A 17,699-nucleotide genomic window follows, 5' to 3' on the forward strand; every position below is an offset into this window, starting at 1 on the left:
ACGCGACAGACGCGCACGGCGCCGCTGCACAGAATGGGCGCCCTGCCCCGCCGACGGAGACCTGCCGTGACCGCACGCGCCACCTTCACCCGCATGGACGCCAGCACCCGCGAGGACTGGGCGGCCATCGTGCCCGAGGCCATGCAGATGGCGCGCACGCTGCCCGACCGCGTGCTGGCCCACCTGCGGCTGCTGGACGGCGACTTCGGCGGCTTCCCCGTGGACCGGCTCACGCACTGCCTGCAGACCGCCACGCTGGCCCACCGCGACGGGCGCGACGAGGAGTACGTCTGCTGCGCGCTGCTGCACGACATCGGCGACACGCTGGGCAGCTACAACCACCCGGACATCGCCGCGGCCATCCTCAAGCCCTTCGTGACCGAGGCCAACCTGTGGATGGTGCAGCAGCACGGCATCTTCCAGGGCCACAACTTCTTCCACCACATCGGGTTGGACCGCGACCTGCGCGAGCAGTTCCGCGGCCACCCGCACTTCGAGCGCACGGCCGAGTTCGTCGAGCGCTACGACAACCCCGCGTTCGACCCGGCCGCCGAGGCGCTGCCGCTGTCCTTCTTCGAGCCCATGCTGCGCCGGCTGATGGCCGCGCCGCGCCAGTCCGTCTACAAGGCGGCGATGGCCGACCCGGGCTGAGGCGACCGGCACCGCAAGCCCCCTGCGCGGGCGGGGCTTCTTTCATGGAACTAATAATGTTGCATGAAACAGAACAGCCAGCTGTCCGACGTCCTGCACGTGCTGCTGCACATGGCCGAGGACGACGGCCCGGCCACCTCCGAAGCGCTGGCCGCGGCCATGCAGACCAACCCCGTCGTGCTGCGCCGGCTGATGGCGGGGCTGCGCGAGGCGGGCCTCGTCGCATCCGCCAAGGGCCACGGCGGCGGCTGGGTGCTGAGCTGCCCGCTGGACCGCATCACGCTGCGTGATGTGCACGCGGCGCTGGGCGCGCCGGCGTTCGTGTCGCTGGGTTTCCGCGAGGACCGCCCCGCCTGCCTGGTGGCCCAGGCCGTCAACGAGGCGCTGGGCGCCGCCGTGCGCGACGCCGAGGCACTGCTGCTGGCGCGGTTGGGGGGCGTGACGCTGGCCGCGCTGTCGCAGGACTTCCACCGCCGCCTCGCCCAGCACCGCGGCGCGGCCCCGCATCGACTCGAGGAGCACCCTCATGCAGATTGATTTCGCCGTCATCGGCGGCAGCTTCGCCGGCCTGTCCGCCGCGCTGCAGCTGGCCCGCGCGCGCCGCCGCGTGCTGGTGGTGGACGCCGGCCGGCGCCGCAACCGCTTCGTCGACGAGGCGGGGCTCACGTCGCACGGCTTCCTGACCCAGGACGGCCGCGCGCCCGCCGCCATCGCCGCCGACGCCAAGGCCCAGCTGCTGCGCTACCCCACCGTGCAGTGGCTGGACGGCACGGCGGACGACGCCCGCGTGGCCGCGGACGGGCGGCTGGCGTTTCGCGTCGGCAGCGTCGAGGTCAGCGCCGGCCGGCTCATCCTCGCCACCGGCGTGCGCGACGAGCTGCCGCCCGTGCCGGGCCTGGCGGAGCGCTGGGGCCGCAGCGTCTTCCACTGCCCCTACTGCCACGGCTACGAGCTGGGCGGGGGCGACATCGGCGTCATCGCCGCCACGCCGATGGCACAGCACCACGCCGTCATGCTGCCGGACTGGGGCCGCGTGACGCTGTTCCTCAACGGCGTCTACACGCCCAGCGACGAGGAGCGCGCCGAGCTGGCGCGCCGCGGTGCCCGCGTCGAGGCCACGCCGGTGGCCCGCATCACCGGCGAGGCCGACGTCGAGCTGGCGGACGGCCGCGTGCTGCGCATGGCCGGCCTGTTCACGCAACCGCGCACGTCCCTGGCCAGCCCGGTCGCCGCGCAGCTGGGCTGTGCGATGGTGGACGGGCCCATGGGGCCGTTCATCCAGGTCGGCCCGACGCAGGAGACCAGCGTGCCCCACGTGTTCGCCTGCGGCGACGCGGCGCGCGCGGCCGGCAGCGTGGCGCTGGCGGTGGGCGACGGCGTGATGGCCGGCTTCGGCGCGCACCGCTCGACGATGTTCTGAGCGCTTAAGCTCGCGGCATGCCCGTGCTTCTCCTCATCGACCTGCAGGTCGGCATGACCTGGCCCCGCAAGCGCAACAACCCGCAGGCCGAGGCCTGCATCGCCCGGCTGCTGGCCGCCTGGCGCCGCGCGGGGCAGGCTGTGGTGCACGTGCGCCACCTGTCGCGCACGCCGGGCTCGCCGTTCTGGCCGGGCCAGCCGGGCGCCGAGTTCCAGCCGGCGCTGGCGCCGCTGGCGAGCGAGCATGTCGTCGACAAGAACGTGCCCGACGCGTTCACGCACACGGGGCTGGAGCGCTGGCTGCATGCACGCGGCCACCGCGAGCTGGTCATCGCCGGCGTCAGCACCAACCACTCGGTGGAGGCCACGGCGCGCAGTGCCGGCAACCTGGGCTTTCGCACCCACGTCGTCGGCGACGCCTGCTTCACGTTCGACCTGACCGACCTGCGCGGCCTGCGCCACCCGGCCGAGGAGGTGCACCAGATGTCGCTGGCCAACCTGCACGGCGAGTACGCCAGCGTCATCGACACCGCCGCGGCCGAGCGGCTGACCGGCTAGCGCCACGGCTGCCGACACAATCCGCCGCCACGCCCAGCGAGCCCACAATGCGACTGCTTCTCGTCGAAGACGACCCCATGATCGGCGACAGCCTGCGCGAGGCGCTGCGCCGCCAGGGCTTCGCGGCCGACTGGGTGCGCGACGGCCAGGCCGCCGAGGCCGTGCTGGCCAGCGGCGAGCGCTTCGACGCCGTGCTGCTGGACCTGGGCCTGCCCAAACGGGGCGGGCTGGAGGTGCTGCGCGCGCTGCGCGGCCGCGGCGACGCCACACCGGTCATCGTGCTGACGGCACGCGACGCGACGGCCGACAAGGTGGCCGGGCTGGACGCCGGCGCCGACGACTACCTCGTCAAGCCCTTCGAGCTGGACGAGCTGCTGGCGCGGCTGCGCGTCATCGCGCGCCGCCAGAGCGGCCGCACCGACACGGCGCTGGCCGTGGCCGACCTGCGGCTGGACCCCGCCACGCGCGAGGTGACGCGCGCCGGCCGGCCCATCCTGCTGTCGGCGCGCGAGTTCGCGCTGCTGCAGGCGCTGCTGGAGCGGCCGGGCGCCATCGTGTCGCGTGCGCAGCTGGAGGACCGGCTGTACGGCTGGGGCGAGGAGCTGGAGAGCAACGCGATCAGCGTCTACATGCACCAGCTGCGCAAGAAGCTGGGCGCAGACCTGCTGCACACGGTGCGCGGCCTGGGCTACTACGCCGGGCCCGAGAAATCATGACGTGGCTTTCCACGCTGCGCGGCCGCCTGTTCGCGCTGCTGGCCGTGCTGGGCGCCGTGACGGCGGCGGCCGTGGCCGGTGCCACCTACGTCAGCGTGCGCGCCGAGGCCGACCAACTGTTCGACTACCAGCTGCGCCAGACCGCGCTGTCGCTGCGCGACCAGGGCCGCGTCGCGCCCGACGAAGCCGCCGCGCTGGCCGACCCGGGGCTGGACTACGTCGTGCAGATCTGGTCGGTGCAGGGGCTGGAGCTGTATTCCAGCCGGCCGCAGGGCATGACCGAGCCACTGCCGGCGCGCGCCGTGCTGGGCTACTCCGACCTGCATCTGGGCGGCAAGGACTGGCGCGTGTTCAGCGCCGCCACGCCACTGCGCGTCGTGCAGGTGGCGCAGCCGCTGGCCGTGCGCCAGAAGCTCGCCGCGCTGGCCGCGCTGCGCAGCGTGGTGCCGGTGGCGGTGGCGCTGCCGCTGGTGGCGGCTGCGGTGTGGTGGCTGATCGGCGTGTCGCTGGCGCCGCTGGCGCGCGTGACGCACGCCGCCCAGGCCCGCGGCGCGACGGCGCTGGACGCGCTGCCCACCGCCGGCCTGCCCGGCGAGGTGGCGCCGCTGGTGGACGCCTTCAACGGCCTGCTGGCCCGGCTGGCCGATGCCTTCGACGCGCAGCGCAGCTTCGTCGCCGACGCGGCTCACGAGCTGCGCTCGCCGCTGACGGCGCTGAAGCTGCAGCTGGGCCTGCTGCGCGACTCGGCCCCCGGCGAGCAGCAGGACGCGGCCATCGCCCGCCTGCGCAGCGGCATCGACCGCGCCGTGCGCCTGGTGGAGCAGCTGCTGGCGCTGGCGCGCGCCGAACCGGGCGCGGACACCGCCGCGCTGCCGCTGGACCTGGCCGACCTGGCCCGCCAGGCCGTGGCCGACGTGCAGCCGCTGGCCGACAAGGCCGGCGTCGCGCTGACGCTGCACGCGCCCGATCCGCTGCCGCTGACCGGCGACCCGCAGGCGCTGCGCGGCGCCTGCCGCAACCTCATCGACAACGCGGTGAAGTACGGCGCCACCACCGTGCAGGTCGCCGCGCTGCGCGGCCCGCGCGGCGCGCCGCTGCTGCGCGTGGACGACGACGGCCCGGGCATCCCGCCCGACCAGCGCGAGCGCGTCTTCGACCGCTTCCAGCGCGGTGAGGAGTCGAGCGTTGAAGGCAGCGGCCTGGGCCTGGCCATCGTGAAGGCCGCGGCGCGGCAGCAGGGTGCGACGGTGCAGCTGGCGGACTCGCCGCTGGGGGGGCTGAGGGCGGAGATCACATGGTGAACCTGCTGACACGCCACCTCATGGTTGCCGTACTGGCGCCAGTGGCAGCGTGCTGTCACGCGCATCTACCACCGGCTCCGCCTCCGGGAACGCGCGAGCCGGTCCGGACCTGCAACCTCGCACAGACGGCCTGTGCCGTCTCAGACCCGCGCATCCCGTCGATCACCATCACGCCGGCACGCGACCCTTACGCGCGATGGACCTTGCCGCTCCATGCAGCGCATGTGCTGGTTTCGAAAGGTGGGGGCACCCTTGCCGTGTTCGCACCACCTCGGATGGAAGCGACCGCAGCCACCCCGTTCCTCACAATCTATCGGCGCAGCGGCGCCAAGATCGAGTTCGACTACGGGCGGCTTTACCCGGAACTACTCAAGACACCGGACACACTCTTCCCACTCAAATGGGGCAGCGTGGTGGAAGTGAACGACAACGACGACATTGCGATCCGCTCCGCCAGGGGCGAGCTGTTCAAGTTCTCCATGAAGGACGAAGACTGAGCTCGCTCTGGCGCGCCGGCTGGCTGTATGAGTGCCGGCGCTGATACAGCACGCCGCGCGCCCCGCCCCGCTGTCCCTTCCCGCCCGCCCCGGCAGCCGCTGCAATGGCGGCATGAACGAACTGCTGCCGCTGCTGACCTACTGCGCGCTGATGTCCGGCACGCCGGGCCCCAACAACATGATGCTGGTGGCCAGCGGGGCCCACCACGGCTACCGGCGCACGCTGCCGGCCATCCTGGGCATGGTGACGGGCGTGGCGACGCTGACCTTCGTGACCTGCCTGAGCCTGGGCGCCGTGTTCGCCACCTGGCCCCTGCTGCACGACGCGCTCCGGCTGGCCGGCACGGTCTACATGCTGGTGCTGGCGTGGAGGCTCGTCGGCAGCCCGGCCACGCGGAACCGGGCTCCGGAGCGGGTGGGCTTCGCGCAGGCCGCGTTGTTCCAGACCGTGAACCCGAAGAGCTGGATCCGCGCCGTGACCGTGGCCTCGGTCTTCATGCCTACGCAGCTGGGCGTGCCGGCCGGCGCGCTGCTGGTCAGCGGCCTCGGCGCTGTCGTCGGCATCCCATGCCTGTCGACCTGGGCGCTGTTCGGCACGTGGATAGGCCGCTTCCTCGGCGACCCGACGCGCCGGCGCATGTTCAATGCCATCATGGCCGCCTCGCTGGCCGTGCTGGCCCTCTTGTTGCTGCGCTGATGTTCTCGCTGGACCGCGATTCCTCCACCCCGCTGGCCGACCAGATCGAGCAGCGCCTGCACGCGCTCATCCAGAGCGCGCAGCTGCCGCCCGGCGCGCGGCTGAACTCCATCCGCCAGCTCGCCGCGCAGCTGGGCGTCAGCCCCAACACGGTCGTCAGCGCGTACGACCGCCTCGTCGCCGCCGGCCTCATCGACTCGCGCGGCACCGCCGGCTTCTTCGTCGCCGACAGCCCCGCCAACGCGATGCCCGACGCCACGCGCGTGGAGGCCGGCGAAGAGCAGGAGGCCGTGTGGCTGGCCCAGCAGGCCAACGACCAGAAGGCCGGCTTGCTGCTGGCCAGCAGCGGCGCGCTGCCCGCCACGTGGCTGGAAGACGCCGTGCCCGCCGCCGCCGTGCAGCGCGGCCTGGCGCGGGCCACGGCCGGCATGGCCTCGCGCTGCCCGCCGCAGGGCCTGCCGGAGCTGCGCGAGCGCATCGCCATGCTGCTGCGCGGCCAGGGCGTGGCGGTGGACGCCGGCCGCGTGCTGACGACCTACGGCGGCACCCACGCCATCGACCTGATCTGCCGCACCTTCCTGCGCCCGGGCGACACGGTGGCGGTGGAGACGCCCGGCTACTTCCTGCTGTTCGACCGCCTGCGCCAGGCCGGCGCGACCATCGTGCCCGTGCCGCGCCGCCACGACGGCATCGACCTCGACGCGCTGGATGCTGCCTGCACGCAGCACCGCCCGCGGCTGCTGTTCATCCAGAGCGTGCTGCACAACCCCACCGGCTGGGGCAGCAGCGCCGCCAACCTGCACCGCGTGCTGATGCTGGCGCAGCGCCACCATGTGCTGATCGCCGAGGACGATGTGCAGGGCCACTTCCACCCCCAGACCCCGCACCCGCCGACGCGGCTGGCGCAGCTGTCGGGGCTGGACGGCGTCATCTACTACTCCAGCTTTGCCAAGGCCATGAGCCCGGCGCTGCGGTTGGGCTACATCGCCGCCGAGCCCGAGCTGCTGAAGCCGCTGATGCGCGAGAAGATCCTGTCGGTGCTGACGACGGCGGCGCTCAACGAGTTCGTCATGCTGGAGGTGCTGGCCGCCGGCCGCTGGCGCAAGCACCTGGACCGGCTGCAGCAGCGGCTGGGCGCCGCCCGCGTCAGCGCCGCGCGCCAGCTGCGCGAGGCCGGCGTGCAGCTGGAGCACGCGGGCGAAGGCGGCCTGTTCCTGTGGGGCGCACTGCCGGCGGGCGTGGACGTGGACGGGCTCGTCAAGGAGGCGTTCAGGCGCGGCATCCTGCTGGTGCGCGGCGCCACGTTCGCGGCCGACGGCGCGGCCGACCCGCACCTGCGCTTCAACGTCGCCTTCAGCCAGCAGCCACGGCTGGCGGAGTTCCTGCGCGAGCAGCTGGGCGCTGCCACCAGCGCGCGGCTGGTGCTGGAGCGCGCCCGCGGCCCGCTGCCGCTCAGCGCACCGCGGCCGGACGCCGCCGACGCTGCCAGTCCTCGACGGCGCTGACGACGCCCTCCCACGCGCTGCGGTCGTAGGTCACCGCGGCAAACAGGTTGTCGGCCGACGGCTGCTGCCGCACGGCGGTGCCGGCCAGCTGCTCCAGCGGCACCCGCGCGGCGGCCACGCAGCCCGCCAGGTCGGTGAACGTGGATGCCACGCGGTGGAACAGCACGCCGCGCTTGAGTTCCGTCGCCTTCAGCGAGGGCGCTTCCATCGCACGCAAGAAGATGCGCGCCCGGCCGTCGCCCAGCAGCTCCACGCACAGCTCACGGCGCCAGCCGGTCAGCGTCTGTTCGGGCGTCAGCGGCGGCAGGGAGTCATCGATGTCCAAGGTCATCGGGCCAGTCTGCAACAGCCGCGTGACCGCCCGGCGACGGATGTATCGCGATGCTTCGAGAGGCGCGGCAAAGGGGCCCGCTGAAACCCGCGGCTGCGAACGTTGCGCGCTGTTTCGCCGTCAGGCCGCCGGCGGCGCCACACTCACCGCGTCGCCCACGCGGATGGCGCCGCCCTCCAGGATGCGCGCCGTCATGCCGCCGTGGCCGCGCATGGCGGCATAACCGCCCGGTCCGATGACCTCCTCCATGCGCGAGCACGGCGCGCAGGGGCCGACGAGCTGGATCAGCGCGTCGCCGACGCGCAGCCGCGCGTTCTTCAGCGACAGCAGGTTGATGCCCGACACGACCAGGTTGCGCCGCAGGTCGACGGGGTCCAGCGGCCCGCTGCGCGCGAACGCCGCGATCAGCGGCAGGTGTTCGTACTGGATCAGCGTGACCTGGCGCGTCGACAGCTCCGCCTCGCCGCGCTGGCCGAGGCGGTCGTCGGCCAGGCCGATGCCGGCCAGCGCCATCGTCTGCGGCACCAGCCGCGCCCGCTCGCGCGGCGCGCCGCGCACGACGATGGCGTCGATGCGGCCCTGGATGTGGGCGGGCGGGGTCATGAGGTCGCGCAGGGTCTTCATGCCGCGACGCTACCGCAGTCAGCCGCCCGTCGTGGCGCGCTGGCCCAGCCGCGCCTTGTCGCGCCCCGGCGGCGCGCCGAACAGGCGGCTGTACTCGCGGCTGAACTGCGACGGGCTGTCGTAGCCCACGCTGTAGCCGATGGCGGCCACGTCGCCGGCGTCGGCCAGGATGCGCGCCCGCGCCTCCTGCAGCCGGATGAGCTTCTGGTACTGCAGCGGGCTCATCGTCGTCGCGCCGCGGAAGTGGCGGTGGAAGGACGACTCGCTCATGGCCACCATGTCGGCCAGCATCGGGATGGAGATGGGCTCGGTGTGGTGCGCGCGGATGAAGCGGATGGCCCGCCCGATCTGCGACAGCCGGCTGTCGGCCAGGCCGATCTGCCGCACCATCGCGCCCTGCGGCCCGTGCAGCAGCCGCCACACCAGCTCGCGCTCCACCAGTGGGCGCAGCACGTGGGCGTCGCGCGGCGAGTCCTTCAGCCGCAGCAGCCGCACGACGGTGTCCAGCAGGTCGGCGGGCGCATCGCTGACGGCAAAGCCGGTGGCCTCGGTGGCGGCGATGTCGGCCGGGGCCATCTCCAGCAGCAGCGACGAGATGATGGACGCCTGCAGCGTCAGGCCCGCGGCGAGGTAGGGCAGCTCGGGGCTGGCCTCGGTCACGCAGCCGGCCACGGGCAGGTCCACGCCGACGACGAGGAACTGGCCCTCGCGGTAGTCGAAGATCTGGTCGCCCAGCATGGCGCGCTTGGCGCCCTGCGCCACGACGGCGAAGGCCGGTTCCAGCACATGGTGCTGCAACTCGGTGGGGGCCTCGGCGGCCACGGCAAACACGTCGACCTTGCCCGCCACGGGGCCGGCGTGGCGCCGGATCAGGTCTTTCAATTCTTCGAGCGAGCCCATGGCGGCACGCTACCTGCTGGGCCGGGCTTGCTCAAGCGTGCGGCGCCCGGATTGAGCGATTTGTGCAAGAGGCTGACGCTTTTGGGCTACCCAGCCCGGCGCGCCAGCCGCGGCGCGCCGGGCTGGGCCGCAGCCTGCGAGGATCGTGCAATCACATGACCGGATTTGGCTGCCCGAAATCGGCGCCGGCCGCTTCAATGCGGGCCTCGCAAGGAGGTCCCCATGAACATGCAAGGCAACACCATCCTCGTCGCCGGCGGCGCCCGCGGCATCGGGCGCGGCGTGGCCGGGCTGCTGCTGCGGCTGGGCAACGAGGTGCTCGTCTTCGACGCCGAACCGGGCGCGGCGCAGGCCGCCGCCCAGGCCTGCCCCGGCCTGCAGGCGGTGGAGCTGGCGCTGGCCGACCCGTGGAGCGTCGCCGCCTTCGCCGAGCAGGTGGCCGCGCGCTGCCCGGGCCTGAACCTGCTGCTGGACATCGCGATCGCCTTCCCCGTGACCCAGCTGCCCGGGCTGCGCGCGCTGCTGGACGACGACACGGCGGCGCACCGCGCGCAAGCCCACCGGCTGGGCATGCAGCACCTGGCCGGCGCGCTGATGCCGCACCTGCGCAAGCGCACGCACAGTGCGGTGATGACGCTGTCCGTCGGGCCGGCGGCACAGCCCCGGACCGGCGGGCTGGCCGCCTGGGCGGCGGCCAGCGGCGGACTGCACGCCAGCGCCCTGTCGGTGCGCAAGGGCTGGGCCCGCGCCTGCATCGAGGTCATCGACGTGGCGCGCCCGTCCCGCGCCGAACGCCTGAGCGCCGAGGCCGCGGCCCGGCCCGACGCGGTGCCGCGCACGCAGTTCGTCACCAGCCTGGCCCACCTGCTGGCCGAGGGCCTGCACGAGACAGCTGCGCTGGCCCGGCTGCAGGCGCTGTGGGCCGCGCCCCGCCCGGCGCCGCGGCGCCTGCGCGACGACGGCCTGCTGTCGGAGGTCCACTGAGCCGTAGGCCCTAACTTTCGCCTCACCTTCGCCTCATCGAGCGCTCACCTGGGCTTCCTAGAGTCCAGCGCATCGGCTGCACCGCAGCCTGTTGCCCAAGGAGCCGACATGACCCAGACCGCCAAGCTGACCCTGACCGCCGCCGCCGCCGCGCTGCTGGCCGCGGGCGTGACGCTGACCACCACCGCCTCCGGCTGGACGCTGCCGGGCCTGCAGAAGTCGCCCGCCACCGAGGCCGCCCCCGGCAGCGCCGCGCCGGCCGCCGTCGTGCCGGCGCCCGCGGCCGCCGCCACCCCGGCGCCCTCACCCGCCGCCGCGCTGCCCCCTGCGCTGGTGCCCAACTACCGCGCCATCGTGCAGACGCAGGGCCCGGCCGTCGTCGGCATCACCGTGGCCGGCCTGCACAAGGTGGGCAACGACGATGACGACGGCGACGCCGGCCCCGCCGCGCGTGGCGAGGACCCGTTCTTCCGCTTCTTCCGCGGCGTGCCAGGGCTGCGCCTGCCGCAGCCGGGCGCCCAGCCGTTCCGCGGCCAGGGCTCGGGCTTCATCATCAGCGCCGACGGCATCGTGCTGACGAATGCCCACGTCGTGCGCGACGCCAAGCAGGTGACCGTCAAGCTCAGCGACCGCCGCGAGTTCGCCGCCAAGGTGCTGGGCAGCGACCCGGCCACCGACATCGCCGTGCTGAAGCTGGACGCCAAGAACCTGCCCACCGTGCAGCTGGGCGACCCCAAGCAGGTGCAGGTGGGCGACTACGTGCTGGCCATCGGCGCGCCCTACGGCTTCGAGCAGACGGCCACGCAGGGCATCGTCAGTGCCAAGGGCCGCTCGCTGCCGGGCGACAGCGTGGTGCCCTTCATCCAGACCGACGCGGCCGTGAACCCCGGCAACTCCGGCGGCCCGCTGTTCGACGCGTCGGGCCGCGTCGTGGGCGTCAACGCGCAGATCTATTCGCAGAGCGGCGGCTTCCAGGGCCTGGCGTTCTCCATCCCCGTGGACGTGGCGCTGCGCGTGAAGGACCAGATCGTCGCCACCGGCAAGGTGGAGCACGCGCGCCTGGGCGTGACGCTGCAGGACCTGTCCGCCCCGCTGGCCTCGTCATTCGGGCTGGAGGCGCCGGACGGTGCGCTGGTGTCCAGCGTGCAGCCGGGCAGCGCGGCCGCCAAGGCCGGGCTGAAGGCGGGCGACGTCATCACGGCCATAGACGGCGAGCCGGTGCGCATCGCCGGTGACGTGTCCAGCCGCGTGGGCCTGGCACGGCCGGGCGACAAGCTCAAGCTGGACCTGTGGCGCGACAAGAAGCGCAGCAGCGAGACCGTGGCACTGGGCCGCGCCGACAAGGAGGCCCAGGAAGCCAGCGCCGCGCCGCAGGGCGCCCAGCTGGGGCTGGCACTGCGCCCGCTGGCGCCGCAGGAGCTGCGCGGTTCGGGGCTGGACCACGGCCTGCTGATCGAGCGCGTGGGCGGCCCCGCGCAGCTGGCCGGCGTGCAGCCCGGCGACGTGCTGCTGGCGCTGAACGGCAAGCCGGTGAAGGACGTGGACGAGGTGCGCGCGGCGATGAAGGACGCGCCGAAATCGGTGGCGCTGCTGGTGGCGCGCGACGGGCAGCAGATCTTCGTGCCGGTGCGGCTGGGCTGACCGTCTCGGGCCGGCGCCGCCGGCCCGCTTTCTTCAGGAGTTGCCGATGAACACGCGCCGTTTCTCCCCCGCCTTCCTGCTCGCGCTGGCGACCGCCGCGGGCGCTGCCCCCGAGGCCTCGCCCGCCGTCACGCGCTCGCTGGCCCAGGGCCACCGCATCGACGTCGCGCTGCGCCAGGGCCGGCTCAGCCTCGCCCAGGCCAACGCGCTGCAGGACGCCCGCGCGCTGCAGGAGCAGCAGGCGCGCAGCCTGGCGGCCGGGCACAAGGACGTGGCCGCGGCGTTGGTGTTGAGTCACCAGCAGGACCGCCTGGACTGGGCGATCGTCAGCGGCAACCCGCAGCTGTTGTCTTGAGCCGCCGACGCCTGTGCGCGTGGACGGCCGAGGGTCAGGGCATGCCGTTGCCGACCAGCTCGGCAAAGCCCGGCCGGCTGCTCAGCCGCTGCATCCACGCCGCCACTGCCGGTAGCTCGACGCGCTCGATGGGCGCGTTCATCCAGCGCTGCGTGGACAGGCCCAGCACGATGTCGGCCAGCGTGAAGTCGTCGCCCACGACGTGGGCGCCGGTGCGCGCCAGCTGCGCGTCCAGCATCGCCATGTGGCGGTTCCAGCCTGCCACGCTGGCGGCAATGGCCTCGGGCGTGGCGGGCTGGCCGCGCACCAGGGCCATGAAGGCCACGCGCCAGCTGTTGTTGAGCTCGCCCGCCTGCCAGTCCATCCACTGCTCGACGCGGGCGCGGGCCTGCGGCTGGGCGGGCAGCAGCGTCTTGGCGCCGGCCTTGGCGGCCAGGTAGCGGCAGATGCTGTTGCTCTCCCACAGCGTGAAGTCGCCGTCGACGAGCACCGGGATCATCCCGTTGGGGTTGAGCGCCAGGTACTCGGGTTCCTGCGGCGAGCGAAAGCCCGCGCCCCAGTCTTCGCGGGGCAGGTCCAGGCTGAGCTGCGCGGCGGTCCACATGACCTTGCGCACGTTGATGGAGGTGAGGCGGCCGAGCAGTTTCATGCGGCCGAGTGTCGCCTCAGCCACAAGCCGAACAGCAGTGCCGTCAGATACATGCTGACCGAGTACAGCGCGGCGGGTAGCGCGACAGGGAACTGCTGCAGCACCCCGAGCGCGAGGTACAGCGCTAGCGTCGAGTTGTGCACACCCACCTCGAAGCCGATGGCGATGCACAGCGGCCGCGGCAGCCGTGCGACGCGGCCCACGCCGTAGCCGGCGGCCAGGCTCAGCACATTGAAGGCCAGCACGGCGCCGCCCAGCTCGCCGGCTGCACTCATCAAGGCTTCGCGCTCCTTGGCGATGGCCGCCACGGTCAGCACCACCAGCAGCACGGCGGACAGTGCCTTCACCGGCTTGTCCAGCCGCGCAGCGAGGTCGGGCCGCGAGCGCCGCACCGCCATGCCCAGCAGCACCGGCACGGCGATGACGCCGATGACCTCCACCAGCTTCTGCCACGGCAGCGGCACCACGTGCCCGCCGCCGGCGTAATGCGCGATGGCCCAGTTGGCGATCAGCGGCAGCGTGCCTAGCGACAGCACGGTGTTCAACGCCGTCAGCGACAGGTTCATCGCCACATGCCCGCCGAACAGGTGGCTGAACAGGTTGGCCGTGATGCCGCCCGGCGACGCGGCCAGCAGCATCAGGCCCACGGCGTACAGCGGCGGCAGCTTGAACGCGGCGATGACGGCCACGCACACGAGCGGCAGCACGATCACCTGCAGGCCCAGCGCCAGCACGGCGGCCAGCGGGTGGTCGCGCAGCCGGCGGAAGTCGTCCAGCGTCAGCGACAGGCCCAGACCGGCCATGACGACGGCGAGCACGCCGAGCAGCGCGTTGGTCAACACGGCAGCGGTCACGGCCTCAGTCCCGGAAGTTGCTGTTCAGGCGATCCAGCTTGCGCAGCAGCGCCGGCCACACGAAGGCGCCGCCCAGGCCGCCGGTCTGCACGCGCATCGCCTCGGCGGTGCCGCGCAGGATGGCGGGGTCCACCTGTGTGAGCGCGCCACCGCCGCTTTGCGCTGCGAGCTGGATGCGGCAGGTGGCCTCGAAGGTGTGCATGGCCAGGAAGGCATCGGCCACCGACCGGCCCACCGTCAGCAGGCCGTGGTTCTTCAGCAGCAGGAAGGTGGCGGCGCCCAGGTCGGCCTGCAGGCGCGGGCCCTCGTCGGGGCGGAAGGCCACGCCCTCGTAGCCATGCGTGGCCAGCGAGGCCAGCACGAAGGTGGACTGCTGCGATATGGGCAGCACGCCACCTGCCTGCGCGCTGACCGCCACACCGGCCGTCGTGTGCGTGTGCAGCACGCACTGCACGTCGGGCCGCGCCGCGTGCACGGCACTGTGGATGACGAAACCGGCCGGGTTGACCGGGTACGGCGAGTCGATCACCTTGTGGCACTGGCCGTCCACCTTCACGAGGCTGCTGGCCGTGATCTCGTCGAACATCAGCCCGTAGGGGTTGATGAGGAAGTGATGCTCCGGGCCGGGCACGCGGGCGCTGATGTGGGTGAAGACGAGGTCGTCCCAGCCCATCAGCGCGACGAGCCGGTAGCAGGCGGCGAGGTCTTCGCGCAGCGCCCATTCTTCGGGGCTCACCTGGTCACGCACGGTCGAGGTCATGGCTGTCTCCTTCAAGTGGTTGTGCGGCGATTGGGGCATGCGCGGGGCCTGGCGATCTGTCCGAAACCGGACAATTCAGGGCATGCCCGAATACCAGGCCCTGCGTGACAACCCGTGGTTCGCGTCGCTGCCCGCCGCCCTGGCCGATGCGGTGCTGGCCAGCGGCCGCCTGCAGCGGCTGGCCCACGGCGAGGTGCTGTTCCGCCAGGGCGACGCGCCGGGCGACTGGCATGCCGTGTGCAGCGGCGCCATCAGGGCCAGCAGCACGGCGGCGGACGGCACCGAGTCCATCCTGGCCGTGCTGGAGCCGGGCAACTGGTTCGGCGAGATCTCGCTGCTGGACGGCGGCCCGCGCGTGCACGACGCCACCGCCGTGGGCGCGACGACGGTGCTGGCCGTGCCGGCCGAGGCCTTCGCCCGGTTCATGCAGGACACGACGTTCGCGACCGCGCTGGCGCGGCTGATGGCCGGCCGGCTGCGCACGCTGTTCGGCATCGTCGAAGACGCCACGCTGCGCCCCACCCGCGCGCGGTTGGCTCGCCGGCTGGCGCTGCTGGCGCGCGGCGATGCCACGCTGGCCACCGAGCCGCGCCGGCAGCTGCCGGTATCTCAGGAGGCGCTGGCGATGATGCTGGGCCTGACGCGCCAGACGCTGAGCAAGGAGCTGGGCGAGCTGGCCAAGGCCGGTGCCGTGAAGCTGGGCTACCGCAGCATCGCCATCGTCGACGCGGCGCTACTGGACCGGCTGGGCGAGTAGTCGCACCGTCCAGCGGCCGGCGTCGTCACAGGCCAGTTGCACCAGGCCCGGCCCGGGCACGCCGCCCACGCGTGCATCGCTGAGCGCGGTTAGCTCGCGCAGCAGCACGCTGACGCGCTCGTCCAGCCGCTTGGCCAGCCGCGTTAGCGCGACGGTCTCACCGGCCGGCGCCAGCTCGCGCAACACCTGCAGCAGCTCAGCCTGCATGCCGCGTCAACACGACCGGGATGGACTTGCTGGTGGGCGTGCGCGCCGTGATGGAGAAGCTCTCCAGCGGCACCAGCGGGTTGGTCTCGGGGTAGTAGCTGGCCAGGCAGCCGCGCGGGATGTCGTAGGCCACCAGCAGGAAGCGCTTGGCGCGGCGCTGCTGCACGTCGCCGCCGGCCTCGCCGATGTAGAGGCTGGTGATGTCCACCCAGTCGCCGGCCTTCAGGCCCAGGTCTTTCAAATCATCGGCGTGAATGAAGACGACGCGGCGGTGGCCGTAGACGCCGCGGTAGCGGTCGTCGTGGCCGTAGATGGTGGTGTTGTACTGGTCGTGCGAGCGCAGTGTGGTCAGCGTGAAGACGCGCTGGTCCCGGTGGCGCTCGGCCACGCGCTCGGCAGCCAGGTCGGTCGGCAGCGCGTGCGTGCTGAACTCCGCGCGTCCGCTGGCCGTGGCCCAGACGCGCTCGCTGGCCGTGTTGCGCAGCCGGAAGCCGCCCGGCGCCTTGAGCTTCTCGTTGAAGCCGGCGAAGTCGGGCAGCACGGCTGCTATCTTGTCGCGAATGGCGGCGTAGTCCCCCGCCAGTGCCAGCCAGGGCGTGCGGCTGTACTGCAGCGTGGCGGCTGCCATGCGCGCCACCACCATGGGCTCGGACAGCAGGTGCTCGCTGGCCGGCGCGTTCATGCCGTGCGACAAGTGCACCATGCTCATCGAGTCTTCCACCGTGACGCCCTGCGGGCCGGTGGCCTGCACGTCGATCTCGGTGCGGCCCAGCACCGGCAGCACCAGCGCCTGGCGGCCATGAACGACGTGGCTGCGGTTGAACTTGGTGGTGATGTGCACCGTCAGCCCGCATTGGCGCAGCGCGCGCCAGGTGGCCGCCGTGTCGGGCGTGGCCGCGGCGAAGTTGCCGCCCATTGCGATGAACACCTTGCCCCGGCCGTCCAGCATGGCCTGGATGGCACCGACCGTGTCGACGCCGTGCGCGCGCGGCGGCGTGAAGCCGAACACCTCGCCCAGCTTGTCGAGAAAGGCGGGCGCGGGCTTCTCGTAGATGCCCATCGTGCGGTCGCCTTGCACGTTGCTGTGGCCGCGCACCGGGCAGGCACCGGCGCCGGGCCGACCCAGGTTGCCGCGCAGCAACAGCAGGTTGACGATCATCTGGATGGTCGCCACCGAGTGCCGGTGCTGCGTGATGCCCATGCCCCAGCAGGCGATGACGCGCTCACTGCTGGCATAGAGGTCGGCCGCCTGCTCGATCTGTTCTTGGCTCAGGCCCGAGGCGTCGACGAGCGGTTCCCATGGCTGCTCGCGCAGCTCGGCGACGAACGACTCGAAGCCGGTCGTGTGCTCGGCGATGAAGGCCTCGTCCAGCAGCCCGCGCTCGACGACCCGCTTGCACATGCCCTTGAGCAGCGCGAAGTCGCCACCCACCTTGAGCTGGAAGTAGTGGCTGCTGATCGGCGAGTCGCCCAGCGTGGCCATCTCCAGCGCGTTCTGCGGGTCGGCAAAGCGCTCCAGGCCCCGTTCGCGCAGCGGGTTGAAGCTGATGATGCGCGCGCCGCGCTTGCGGGCCGCGCGCAGCTCGCCCAGCATGCGCGGGTGGTTGGTGCCGGGGTTCTGGCCGAACACGAGGATGCAGTCGGCCTGTTCGAAGTCCGCCAGCGTCACCGTGCCCTTGCCGACGCCGATGGTGGGCTTGAGCCCCGAGCCGCTGGGCTCGTGGCACATGTTGGAGCAGTCGGGGAAGTTGTTGGTGCCGAACTCGCGCACGAACAGCTGGTACAGGAAGGCAGCCTCGTTGCTGGTGCGGCCCGACGTGTAGAAGATGGCCTCGTTCGGGTCCGGCAGCGCCCGCAGCTCGCTGGCGATCAGCGCGAAGGCGGCGTCCCAGCTGGTGCGCTCGTAGCGGTCCGTCTGCGGGTTGTAGGCCAGCGGCTCGGTCAGCCGGCCAGTGGCCTCCAGCTCGTAGTCCGACACCTCGGCCCACTCGGTCAAGGTCTTCGCGGCGATGACCTCGGGCGTGGCCCGCCGCGCCGTCGCCTCGGCGGCCACGGCCTTGGCGCCGTTCTCGCAGAACTCGAAGGTGGAGCGGTGGTCGCGGTCCGGCCACGCGCAGCCGGGGCAGTCGAAGCCGTCGGCCTGGTTGGCATGCAACAAGGTCTTGGCGCCCTTCACGGCCACGCCCTGCTCGTGCAGGTGGTGCGCCACGCTCTTCAGCGCGCCCCAGCCCCCGGCGGGGCCGTCATACAGCTCGATCTTCTGTTCGCTCATGGCGCCAGCCTACTATCCTCC

The 17,699-nt window shown here is 72.8% G+C and carries 21 protein-coding genes; 13 read left to right on the top strand and 8 right to left on the bottom strand.

The genetic code is table 11. The features are described from left to right. Nucleotides 1–33 precede the first annotated feature (33 nt). The 9 genes from ACG04Q_RS01240 (at nt 34) to ACG04Q_RS01280 (ending at nt 7,344) form a co-directional block, all read left to right on the top strand. Nucleotides 34–651 carry an HD domain-containing protein gene (locus tag ACG04Q_RS01240; RefSeq protein ID WP_394508986.1) on the top strand — a complete coding sequence of 206 codons (618 nt, stop codon included), beginning with the start codon at nt 34–36 and terminating at the stop codon, nt 649–651. A 63-nt stretch (nt 652–714) separates the two neighbouring features. Continuing rightward, nucleotides 715–1,188 (top strand): Rrf2 family transcriptional regulator, encoded by a 474-nt coding sequence (locus ACG04Q_RS01245; protein ID WP_394508987.1) that lies wholly within the window; start codon nt 715–717, stop codon nt 1,186–1,188. Beyond that, nucleotides 1,178–2,071: an NAD(P)/FAD-dependent oxidoreductase gene (locus ACG04Q_RS01250; RefSeq protein WP_394508989.1), complete on the top strand. Its 894-nt coding sequence runs from the start codon at nt 1,178–1,180 to the stop codon at nt 2,069–2,071. Before ACG04Q_RS01245 ends, ACG04Q_RS01250 begins: the two co-directional genes overlap by 11 nt. Before the next feature lie 17 nt (nt 2,072–2,088). Next, nucleotides 2,089–2,628 carry a cysteine hydrolase family protein gene (locus ACG04Q_RS01255; RefSeq protein WP_394508990.1) on the top strand — a complete coding sequence of 180 codons (540 nt, stop codon included), beginning with the start codon at nt 2,089–2,091 and terminating at the stop codon, nt 2,626–2,628. Between the two features lie 47 nt (nt 2,629–2,675). Next, on the top strand, nt 2,676–3,344 hold the full coding sequence (locus tag ACG04Q_RS01260; RefSeq protein WP_394508991.1) for a response regulator transcription factor: 669 nt from the start codon (nt 2,676–2,678) through the stop codon (nt 3,342–3,344). Then, entirely contained in the window at nt 3,341–4,645 is a 1,305-nt protein-coding gene (locus ACG04Q_RS01265; RefSeq protein WP_394508992.1) for an ATP-binding protein, read from the top strand. The genes ACG04Q_RS01260 and ACG04Q_RS01265 overlap by 4 nt, the downstream gene beginning before the upstream one ends. Beyond that, nucleotides 4,639–5,142 (top strand): hypothetical protein, encoded by a 504-nt coding sequence (locus ACG04Q_RS01270; protein ID WP_394508993.1) that lies wholly within the window; start codon nt 4,639–4,641, stop codon nt 5,140–5,142. Before ACG04Q_RS01265 ends, ACG04Q_RS01270 begins: the two co-directional genes overlap by 7 nt. Before the next feature lie 112 nt (nt 5,143–5,254). After that, the gene (locus ACG04Q_RS01275; RefSeq protein WP_394508994.1) at nt 5,255–5,839 is read left to right on the top strand and encodes a LysE family translocator; all 585 of its coding nucleotides are present in this window, start codon (nt 5,255–5,257) and stop codon (nt 5,837–5,839) included. Then, entirely contained in the window at nt 5,839–7,344 is a 1,506-nt protein-coding gene (locus tag ACG04Q_RS01280) for an aminotransferase-like domain-containing protein (protein WP_394508995.1), read from the top strand. Before ACG04Q_RS01275 ends, ACG04Q_RS01280 begins: the two co-directional genes overlap by 1 nt. On the opposite strand, the gene ACG04Q_RS01285 is transcribed toward ACG04Q_RS01280, so the two are convergent. The 3 genes from ACG04Q_RS01285 to ACG04Q_RS01295 all read right to left on the bottom strand — a co-directional run bounded on the left by ACG04Q_RS01285 (nt 7,292) and on the right by ACG04Q_RS01295 (nt 9,199). Beyond that, on the bottom strand, nt 7,292–7,675 hold the full coding sequence (locus ACG04Q_RS01285; RefSeq protein ID WP_394508996.1) for a hypothetical protein: 384 nt from the start codon (nt 7,673–7,675) through the stop codon (nt 7,292–7,294). The genes ACG04Q_RS01280 and ACG04Q_RS01285 overlap by 53 nt on opposite strands. Before the next feature lie 120 nt (nt 7,676–7,795). Continuing rightward, nucleotides 7,796–8,299 (bottom strand): MOSC domain-containing protein, encoded by a 504-nt coding sequence (locus ACG04Q_RS01290; RefSeq protein WP_394508997.1) that lies wholly within the window; start codon nt 8,297–8,299, stop codon nt 7,796–7,798. A gap of 18 nt (nt 8,300–8,317) precedes the next feature. Further along, nucleotides 8,318–9,199, bottom strand: a complete 882-nt coding sequence (locus ACG04Q_RS01295; protein ID WP_394508998.1) for an AraC family transcriptional regulator — start codon at nt 9,197–9,199, stop codon at nt 8,318–8,320. 222 nt (nt 9,200–9,421) lie between these two features. Between ACG04Q_RS01295 and ACG04Q_RS01300 the strand changes: the two genes are divergently transcribed. The 3 genes from ACG04Q_RS01300 to ACG04Q_RS01310 all read left to right on the top strand — a co-directional run bounded on the left by ACG04Q_RS01300 (nt 9,422) and on the right by ACG04Q_RS01310 (nt 12,179). After that, a complete protein-coding gene (locus ACG04Q_RS01300; RefSeq protein WP_394508999.1) occupies nt 9,422–10,183 on the top strand; it encodes an SDR family NAD(P)-dependent oxidoreductase in 762 nt (253 codons plus the stop codon). Between the two features lie 108 nt (nt 10,184–10,291). Then, nucleotides 10,292–11,824, top strand: coding sequence for a Do family serine endopeptidase (locus ACG04Q_RS01305; protein WP_394509000.1), 1,533 nt, complete (start codon nt 10,292–10,294; stop codon nt 11,822–11,824). Nucleotides 11,825–11,870: 46 nt separating this feature from the next. After that, nucleotides 11,871–12,179 carry a hypothetical protein gene (locus ACG04Q_RS01310; RefSeq protein WP_394509001.1) on the top strand — a complete coding sequence of 103 codons (309 nt, stop codon included), beginning with the start codon at nt 11,871–11,873 and terminating at the stop codon, nt 12,177–12,179. Between the two features lie 34 nt (nt 12,180–12,213). Here ACG04Q_RS01310 and ACG04Q_RS01315 read toward each other — a convergent pair whose 3' ends face one another. Genes ACG04Q_RS01315 through ACG04Q_RS01325 form a run of 3 tightly spaced genes read right to left on the bottom strand, consistent with a single transcriptional unit; the run spans nt 12,214 to nt 14,442 of the window. Then, on the bottom strand, nt 12,214–12,828 hold the full coding sequence (locus tag ACG04Q_RS01315; RefSeq protein WP_394509002.1) for a glutathione S-transferase family protein: 615 nt from the start codon (nt 12,826–12,828) through the stop codon (nt 12,214–12,216). Next, nucleotides 12,825–13,682, bottom strand: coding sequence for a bile acid:sodium symporter family protein (locus tag ACG04Q_RS01320; RefSeq protein ID WP_394509003.1), 858 nt, complete (start codon nt 13,680–13,682; stop codon nt 12,825–12,827). Before ACG04Q_RS01320 ends, ACG04Q_RS01315 begins: the two co-directional genes overlap by 4 nt. Nucleotides 13,683–13,686: 4 nt before the next feature. After that, nucleotides 13,687–14,442, bottom strand: coding sequence for a class II aldolase/adducin family protein (locus ACG04Q_RS01325; protein ID WP_394509004.1), 756 nt, complete (start codon nt 14,440–14,442; stop codon nt 13,687–13,689). Between the two features lie 82 nt (nt 14,443–14,524). On the opposite strand from ACG04Q_RS01325, the gene ACG04Q_RS01330 reads away from it, so the two are divergent. Further along, nucleotides 14,525–15,199 carry a Crp/Fnr family transcriptional regulator gene (locus ACG04Q_RS01330; protein ID WP_394509005.1) on the top strand — a complete coding sequence of 225 codons (675 nt, stop codon included), beginning with the start codon at nt 14,525–14,527 and terminating at the stop codon, nt 15,197–15,199. On the opposite strand, the gene ACG04Q_RS01335 is transcribed toward ACG04Q_RS01330, so the two are convergent. Continuing rightward, nucleotides 15,176–15,406, bottom strand: a complete 231-nt coding sequence (locus tag ACG04Q_RS01335) for a hypothetical protein (protein ID WP_394509006.1) — start codon at nt 15,404–15,406, stop codon at nt 15,176–15,178. The two genes, ACG04Q_RS01330 and ACG04Q_RS01335, sit on opposite strands and share 24 nt — an antisense overlap. Continuing rightward, nucleotides 15,396–17,678 carry an FdhF/YdeP family oxidoreductase gene (locus ACG04Q_RS01340; RefSeq protein ID WP_394509007.1) on the bottom strand — a complete coding sequence of 761 codons (2,283 nt, stop codon included), beginning with the start codon at nt 17,676–17,678 and terminating at the stop codon, nt 15,396–15,398. Before ACG04Q_RS01340 ends, ACG04Q_RS01335 begins: the two co-directional genes overlap by 11 nt. Nucleotides 17,679–17,699 lie beyond the last annotated feature (21 nt).

Source organism: Pelomonas lactea, assembly GCF_043555885.1.
Taxonomy (GTDB): Bacteria; Pseudomonadota; Gammaproteobacteria; order Burkholderiales; family Burkholderiaceae_C; genus Pelomonas; species Pelomonas lactea.